A 3,200-nucleotide genomic window follows, 5' to 3' on the forward strand; every position below is an offset into this window, starting at 1 on the left:
GCTGTCTATTTCTGTGGACCGTGTGCAGCCTCCACAGCTCGAGGTTTTCCGCGGTCCCACTGCTCGTAACAGTTCGTGACTGTCACCCCGTTGTTTTTCGCCGTGCGGGATGCTCATAAGACCACCGATTAGGTAGGAGAGTGTGATGTCCACCCAGTCAGCTAATACACCGTCACCGGATCGTCCCCTCGACCAGAACGCAGCACCGGCCAGGTTCCTGGGTGCCCTCGGGAACCAGAGCAATATGTCCCTGAAAATGACGTTACGCGATGACGACGATGAGGTTTCCGTCCTCGTACCGGCAGGTACGATCCTCAATCTCGCGGCACGTTGACGGTGTTCGAGACCGCGAACGTGCAGCCCGGAACGAATATGACCGCCATGATCTCGGTGACCTCCGACGAGGAAACTGAACTGCCGGTCATTGATGGGACCGTCGACCAATACGGCGATATCGTGCCCAACGACGCCTAAAACTAGCCGAGAATCATTGGGCGATCATCGCCCCACCACCAACCCACACATCCTCCACGCCATCTCACCCCCGGGGAGTGGCGTCAGGGTAGGTGCGGTGGCAACCACCACGAATGTCGGGGTGGTCAGGAAGGTTGGACAGCGTGGGAGCCCTGGGCAGGTTTCTCATTCCAGGCCTTGATGGCCGCCCATGCCACCGCGCACGCCGGGACTGCAAGAACCGCCCCGATCACTCCTGCGAGGATCGCGCCGGCGCCGAGAGCGAGCAGGATCACGACGGGGTGCAGCTTGACAGCCTTGCCCATGATCAGAGGTTGGAGCAGGTTGCCTTCGGTCTGCTGCACGACGACGACGGCGATCGCCAGGCCGATAGCCACGCCGACGCCGCTGGTCACATAGGCGACGAGCACGGCGAAGAGCCCGGTGATAGTTGCGCCGATCACCGGGACGAAGCCGCCGAGGAAGATGATCATGGTCAACGGCAGGGCGAACGGGACACCCAGGAAGAACATGGCCACCCCAATACCCGCGGCGTCGATGAGGGCGATGATCGTCGTCCCGCGCAGGTAGCCGCCCATCGTGGTGACTGCCCGTTCGCCGGCATGCTGGGTCCGATGCAGGGTGGGCCCGGTCAGGGGTCGGGTGAGAAAGATCCACATAGACCTGCCGTCCTTAAGGAAGAAGAACAGGACCACGATCGTCAAGAGGATTGCAGTGAAAGCGTTTGCGAGAATGGTCAGGGCGCCGAGTGCGTCCCCGACGGAGAACCCGCTGAAGAAAGACTGCACCGCCGATTCCCGGGCCTGCCGCAGTTCCTCCTCGGTGAAAGGCAGTGCCGTTGACGCGAGCTGACGTTCAAGCCGGTCGAACCCGATATCGGAGTTGAACGCAATCTGGCTCCACTGCGACGTGAGGGAATGGATGACGGCCCAGCCGAGGCCACCGATGACGATGATGCCGGTCAGGAGTGCGATCCACACGGCCAGCAGGGTCGGCACACCGCGTCGGCGAAGAAAATCCACGAACGGGCTGATCGCCGAAGCCAGCAGCAGCGCGATCAGCACGGGCACGACGATGAGCTGCAACCGGATCAGGACCGACCCGACTGCAAGAGCGACGATACACGCCAGAATGACCAGCAGCGCTGCGACCAGCACTTTGCCCGACCGGGACGCCCAGACACTGGCCGGAGCTCCGGCAGGGTGGGATCCCGGGTGAAGCCCAGCCGGAAGTTTCGGCTGGGGGCCGTCAAGCGGCCCGGGTCCCATTGCAGCTCCGGTTGCAACCCCGAGGCGTGCCTCGTCTCTCACGCTGGGATCTGAATTGGTGCGTGATTCGGAGGAAGGGGAGGGGCGGCGGAACCAGTTCATGCCTGTGCCCTTCGGATGAGGTTGTGGATGGCCTCATTGACCCCAGGTGCGTGGGTCTGGTTCACGCTGTGCCCTGCACCGTCGATGGTGAGCAGTTCGGCCGTGGCGCCGATCTGAGCTGCGAGGTGATTGCTGCGCCGTGCGGGTATGGTCCGGTCATCGGTCCCGGTCACGAGCAGTACAGGTATCCGCCCGAGTATCCCAAGGGCCCGGGACCGGTCGAAGTCCATCAGCGACCGGTACGTGGAGACGATGACCGCAGCCGGCGTATGAGCCCACAGATTCTGTTTCGCACTCAAGAGTCCAGGCGGCGGCTCGTACGGGCCGAACATCGTGTGGCGCAACCACCACCGGCCGGGCAGGGTCAGGGCTGGCTTCAGGGCATCGAGGGCCGGAGCACACCATGCGGCGACGCGCAGCAACCCGTGGGCTGCATGCGTTCTGACCAGTCCAACGGCAATGGGATCGGGGGTGGCGACCTGAGCAATCCGTTCGGCGGCCGTGGAGATCAGGGCGATGCCCACAACCCTGTTCCCAACCAATTCCGGCTGGGCGTCGATCAGCGACAGGGTGACCATCCCGCCCAGGGAGTGGGCGATCAGGACGATGCGGTCACCCGGATCGGTCGTCTCGTCGATGACAGTGGCGAGGTCCCGGGCGAAGCGCTGCAGAGTAACGTTACCGGACGGCCCGATCTCGCTGCCGCCATGCCCCCGCAGGTCGTACAGGACCAAGCTCGCCTGACCCGACAGATCGGCGCGCTGCTCATCGAACTCTTGCAGGCCGGACCCGATACCGTGCACGAAGACTACCGTTACGGCGCTGCCCGGCTGCGGGTCGGTTTCGACCCACAGGCGGACACCGTCATCGCACACCACGTCCCGGATGCCCTGACCTGACAGGGATCGAGCTCCGGAACGACCCGCCACAGGGGAAAAATGTGAACGATCCACCGACGAACGACGATCCACGGGCGAAGGCCCCGATGCACGATCAGCGGAGCAGAAGACCGAGCGAACGGCATCCCGCACGGTTGCCAGGCTGGTTGCCATAGCGGTGGCATGTGGGATGGCCGATGTGCGGGCCGACGGTGAACGGCTCTTCATAACGGCGTCCTCTCTCAGTAGTAACACGCAGTAGTAACACCGGCCACGGAAGGACCAGCGTCGGACACTCTCCGGGGTTCCATGTGCTCGTCCGCGGTGCACGGGCGACGAAGGGTACGGCCACGACAAGTCGCACACGCCGCCACACGACGTATCGCGGGCCGTAACCCAACGAATGCATGTTTGCTTCATCTGTGTAGGGCCTTGCTCGACAGCCGCGAAGCGGCGAACAACATGCGCTGGCCTCGGA

At 63.7% G+C, this 3,200-nt stretch carries 2 protein-coding genes; both read right to left on the bottom strand.

Annotated elements, in window-relative coordinates; genetic code table 11:
• Nucleotides 1–599: 599 nt before the first annotated feature.
• Nucleotides 600–1,844, bottom strand: a complete 1,245-nt coding sequence (locus tag AC4D2E_RS17620; protein ID WP_490953467.1) for an AI-2E family transporter — start codon at nucleotides 1,842–1,844, stop codon at nucleotides 600–602.
• Entirely contained in the window at nucleotides 1,841–2,950 is a 1,110-nt protein-coding gene (locus AC4D2E_RS17625) for an alpha/beta fold hydrolase (RefSeq protein ID WP_490953468.1), read from the bottom strand. Before AC4D2E_RS17625 ends, AC4D2E_RS17620 begins: the two co-directional genes overlap by 4 nt.
• Nucleotides 2,951–3,200 lie beyond the last annotated feature (250 nt).

Source organism: Arthrobacter sp. TJ-265 (assembly GCF_058269135.1).